Origin of the sequence: Aquipuribacter hungaricus, assembly GCF_037860755.1 — a bacterium.
Taxonomy (GTDB): Bacteria; Actinomycetota; Actinomycetes; order Actinomycetales; family JBBAYJ01; genus Aquipuribacter; species Aquipuribacter hungaricus.
In genome coordinates this window covers 1-4414 of sequence record NZ_JBBEOI010000270.1, presented here as the reverse complement: position 1 = coordinate 4414, position 4414 = coordinate 1, and the positions used below count along the sequence as shown (strand labels likewise).

The 4414-nt window shown below is 78.4% G+C and carries 5 protein-coding genes; 2 read left to right on the top strand and 3 right to left on the bottom strand.

Annotated elements, in window-relative coordinates:
- The 3 genes from WCS02_RS17850 to WCS02_RS17840 form a co-directional block, all read right to left on the bottom strand.
- A partial coding sequence (locus tag WCS02_RS17850; RefSeq protein WP_340295624.1) for an HRDC domain-containing protein occupies window positions 1-1049 on the bottom strand: 1049 nt, incomplete at its 3' end.
- A 209-nt stretch (window positions 1050-1258) separates the two neighbouring features.
- A complete protein-coding gene (locus WCS02_RS17845) occupies window positions 1259-1861 on the bottom strand; it encodes a response regulator transcription factor (protein WP_340295622.1) in 603 nt (200 codons plus the stop codon).
- 141 nt (window positions 1862-2002) lie between these two features.
- On the bottom strand, window positions 2003-2611 hold the full coding sequence (locus WCS02_RS17840) for a DUF3000 domain-containing protein (protein WP_340295621.1): 609 nt from the start codon (window positions 2609-2611) through the stop codon (window positions 2003-2005).
- Between the two features lie 78 nt (window positions 2612-2689).
- Here WCS02_RS17840 and hemE point away from each other — a divergent pair, with 78 nt between their 5' ends.
- On the top strand, window positions 2690-3796 hold the full coding sequence (gene hemE / locus WCS02_RS17835; RefSeq protein WP_340295620.1) for a uroporphyrinogen decarboxylase: 1107 nt from the start codon (window positions 2690-2692) through the stop codon (window positions 3794-3796).
- Window positions 3793-4414, top strand: a 622-nt coding sequence (locus WCS02_RS17830; protein WP_340295618.1) for an FAD-dependent oxidoreductase, incomplete at its 3' end; no start/stop codon positions are given. The genes hemE and WCS02_RS17830, both read left to right, overlap by 4 nt.

The window sequence follows — 4414 nt, the reverse complement described above, 5'->3', positions numbered from 1 at the left end:
CGCGGCGCCTGGCCGGGCAGCGCCTGCTCCGGCAGCGCCATGGCGGCGTCGATGGCGTCGAGCCAGTACTGGCCGAGCCGACGGTTGGCGGGGCCGGAGAAGACGGGCAGCGAGGCGAGCGCGGCCGTGGTGCGCGGCTGCGCGGTGGCGGCCGCGACGACGGCCGAGTCGGGGAGGATCCGGCCGGGGGAGACGTCGCGGCTGCGGGCCAGCTCCTCGCGGGCGGCCCACAGCGAGCGCACGACCGCCTGCGCGCGCCGGGAGCGCAGCTTGTGCACCCCGGACGTCTTGCGCCACGGGTCGACGCGCGGGGCGGGCGGGCCGGCGGCCGCGACGGCGGCGAACTCCTCGCGGGCCCAGCCCAGCTTGCCCTGCCTCTCGAGCTCGGCCTCCAGCGCGTCGCGGACGTCGAGCAGCAGCTCCACGTCCAGGGCGGCGTAGGTGAGCCACGACGCCGGCATGGGCCGGGTCGACCAGTCCACGGCCGAGTGCTCCTTGGCCAGGCCGATGCCGAGGAAGTGCTCGGTGACCGCGGCGAGCCCGACGCGGGGGAGCCCGGCGATGCGGGCACCCAGCTCGGTGTCGAAGACGCTGCGCGGCCGCAGCCCCAGCTCGGCCAGGCACGGGAGGTCCTGCGAGGCGGCGTGGAGCACCCACTCCGGCCCGTCGAGCACCGCGGCGAGCCCGGTGAGGTCGAGCCGCGCGACCGGGTCGACGAGGGTGATGGGGCCGTCGGCGCGGCGCAGCTGCACGAGGTACGCGGCCTGGCCGTACCGGTACCCCGAGGCGCGCTCGGCGTCGACGGCGACGGGGCCCTCGAGCCCGGCGAGCACCTCGACGGCGGCGTCGAGCGCGGCCTGCGTGGTGACGACGTCCGGGGTGCCGTCGCGGGGGGCGGTGAGGACGGGGACGGGGACCGGCGCGGTCTCGACGACCTCGGTGGCCCCGGGGGTCCCGGCAGTCCCGACCGTCGCGCCAGCGTCCGTCCCGGCCGTCAGGCCGGCTGCGTCGTCGGTCCCGGGTGCGAGGTCGGTCTCGTCGTCGGGCACCGGTCCAGCCTAGGTGACCGTCCGTGCCCCGGCCGTCCCGCCGGGTCCCGGCGCGAGGTGCCGGCGGTCCCGGCGCGGGGTCCCGGGCGCACGCGGAGGAGCCACCCGTCGGCACCGGGGGCCGGTGCCGACGGGTGGCTCCTCGTCGGGGTGCGAGCGCAGGGGGACGCCCGGGACGTGCGGTCTGCGGTGGTGCGGGTGGCCTGGCGTCAGGCGACGGCGCCGGCGCGCATGGCCATGGCGACCATCTCGGCGCGGTCGCCGGTGCCGAGCTTCCGGGCGATCCGGGCGAGGTGGCTCTTCACCGTGAGGGCGGACAGGCCCAGGTGCTCGCCGACCTCCTTGTTGGAGCGGCCGTCGGCCACCAGCGACAGCACCTCGACCTCGCGGGCGGACAGCTGGTCCACCCCGGGGTCGCTGGTGCCGGTGGGGCCCTCGGGGGCGCCGCTGGGGCGGTTGGTGACGAGGAAGCAGCGGGCGCCGGCCATCAGGGCACCGCGCACGGTGAACGGGTCGGTGGACTGCGACAGCAGGACGGTGCGGGTCCAGCCGAGGGAGCGGAGCACCTCGATGGCCGCGATGCCGGAGCCGTCGGGCAGCGTGCAGTCGACGACCGCGAGGGAGGTCGGGGTGCCGCGGCCGAGGGTGCGGGCCTCGCCGACGAGGCCGGCGGTGGTGACGTCGGCGGCGCCGAGGGAGGTGAGGACTCGGGAGAGGGACTCGCGCAGACCCGGGGACCCCGCGACGACCGCGGCGTGGAACCGTCCGCGGGCCAGCGGGATCCGGACCCTGTCGGTGACCAGGGTGGTCATGTCGTGCCTCCTTGTCCGCGAGGGCGGTCACCCTCGTGCTGGAGGAGGCATCGGCCTGGCCTGCCGGGACCTTGAGCCCCGTGCGCAGGTCCGTCCTGGTCAGGGGTGGTGCCGTCCCCGCGGGGGGGCAGGCAGGGCGGGCTAGCGGCGGCGGGGGAGGGCGCTGACGCCGGCGGGAAGCGGCGGCAGGCCCGCTAGCCGGCACAGCACGTCCGCCCAGGCGCCGAGCTGGGCGTCCAGCGGGCCCAGCGGGCTCCACGAGGCGCGCAGCTCGACCTGGATCGCGGCCGGGCGGTCGGCGAGGGAGCCGAAGCTCTCCGACACCACGCGCGTCACGGTGCCGCCCAGGCGGGTCGCGGGGGCGTCGGGCCCGACCAGCGTCTCCCCGAGCCACGCCCAGACGACCTCGGCGAGCATCGGGTCCTCGGCGAGCTCGGGCTCCACGACGGCCTTGACGAGCGCGATGACCCGCAGGTCCCCGCCCCAGGCGTCCGGCGCCGACGGGTCGTGCAGCAGGACGAAGCGGCCGCCCGCCTCCTCGGCCTCGTCGGCGTCCTCGCCGTCGCGCGCGCCGGCACGGACCACGGCGAGGTCGACGTGGCCCTCGACGGCGTGGGCGAAGGGCGCGACCCGGCGCGGCGGCGGGATCTCGGTGAGGGCGACCTCGGGGCGGACCCGGGCGGAGCGCAGCACGGCGACCGCGTCGTCGAAGACGAGCGCCGAGGGCGCCGAGGACCGGGTCGTGGCCACGTCCTGAGAGTAGGTCGCCCCCCTGACGGCAGCCCGCCCCTGGCCGGGCGTGTCGGGCGCGGGTGGGACGATCGGGGGGTGAGCACCCCCGCCCCCGGTCCCGCCGCCCGCACCCCCCTCCTGGTCCGCGCGGCCCGCGGCGAGGACGTCGAGCGCACGCCCGTCTGGTTCATGCGCCAGGCCGGCCGCTCGCTGCCGGAGTACAAGGTCGCCCGCGGCAGCACCGCGATGCTCGAGGCCTGCCGCACGCCGGAGCTCGTCGCGGAGATCACGCTGCAGCCCGTGCGCCGCTACGGCGTGGACGCCGCCGTGCTCTACAGCGACATCGTCGTCCCGCTGCACGCGGCCGGCGTGGACGTCGACATCGTCCCCGGGACCGGTCCCGTCATGGGCGCGCCCGTGCGCACGGCGGCCGACGTGGACGCCCTGGCCGCCCTGCCGCCCGCGGACCTCGGCTTCCTCGCCGAGGCGGTCCGGCTCACCCGCGCCGAGCTGGGCGACGTGCCGCTGCTCGGCTTCGCCGGCGCGCCGTTCACCCTGGCCAGCTACCTCGTCGAGGGTGGCCCGAGCCGCGACCACGCCGCCACCAAGGCGATGATGCACGCCGACCCCGGCCTGTTCGCGGCGCTGCTGTCGGCCGTCGCCGACATCACCGCCCGGTTCCTGCGGGTGCAGGTCGACGCCGGTGCCGCCGCGGTCCAGCTGTTCGACTCCTGGGCGGGGGCGCTGTCGCGCCGGGACTACGACCGCCACGTCGCCCCCCACTCCGCCCGGGTGCTCGCCCAGGTGACCGACGTGCCGCGCATCCACTTCGGGACCGGCACCCAGGACCTGCTGCCCTCGCTGGCCCGGGCTGGGGCCGACGTCGTGGGCGTCGACGCGCACCTGGGCCTGGACGAGGCGCTGGACCGGCTCGAGGCGGCCGGCACCCCGCGCGCGGTGCAGGGCAACCTCGACCCCGCGCTGCTGCTCGCGCCCTGGCCCGTCGTCGCCGAGCACGCCACCGCCGTCCTCCACGCGGGGCTGCGCGCGCCGGGGCACGTCTTCAACCTCGGGCACGGCGTCATCCCGGCCACCGACCCCGACCAGCTCGCCCGGCTCGTCGACCTGGTCCAGGGCTTCGACCGGGCCGCTGGGGCCGCGGCCGCTGGGGCTGCGGGGGCTGCGGGGGCCCTGCCGCGGTGAGCGTCCCCGACCGGGTCGTCGTCGTCGGGGCGGGCATCAGCGGGCTCGCCGCGGCCCACGCGCTGCGCTCGGCCGGGGTCGACGTGCTCGTGCTCGAGGCCTCCGGTCGCACCGGCGGCGTGCTGCACGCGGACGAGGTCGGCGGCGTGCGCGTCGACCTCGGTGCCGAGGCGATGCTCGCCCGCCGGCCGGAGGGCGTCGACCTGGCCCGCGCCGTCGGCCTGGGCGACCTGCTCGTCACCCCGACGTCCGCCCGGCCCGCGGTGTGGCGGGCCGACGGGGTGCGGCCGCTGCCGACGGGCACCGTCATGGGCGTGCCCGGCAGCGGCACCGACCTGTCCGCGCTGCTGCGCCCCGACGAGCTGGCCGAGACCGCCCGGGCGCGCGCCGCCCGCGCCGCAGGGATCCCCGCCGCGACCGGCGCGGGACCGTCCCCCGACGGCGGGGAGGACGTCAGCGTCGCCGACGCCGTCGTCGCCGAGGTCGGCCGGCCCGTCCTCGACCTGCTCGTCGAGCCGCTGCTGGGCGGGGTCTACGCCGGGCGCACCGAGCGCCTCTCGCTCGCCGCCACGGTGCCGGCCCTGGACGCGGTCCGGCGCCGCGGCGAGCCGCTGTCCG

Bases quoted from the DNA above. Each gene is read 5' to 3' on its own strand.
- WCS02_RS17845 (WP_340295622.1), bottom strand. From the start codon at position 1,861: ATGACCACCCTGGTCACCGACAGGGTCCGGATCCCGCTGGCCCGCGGA.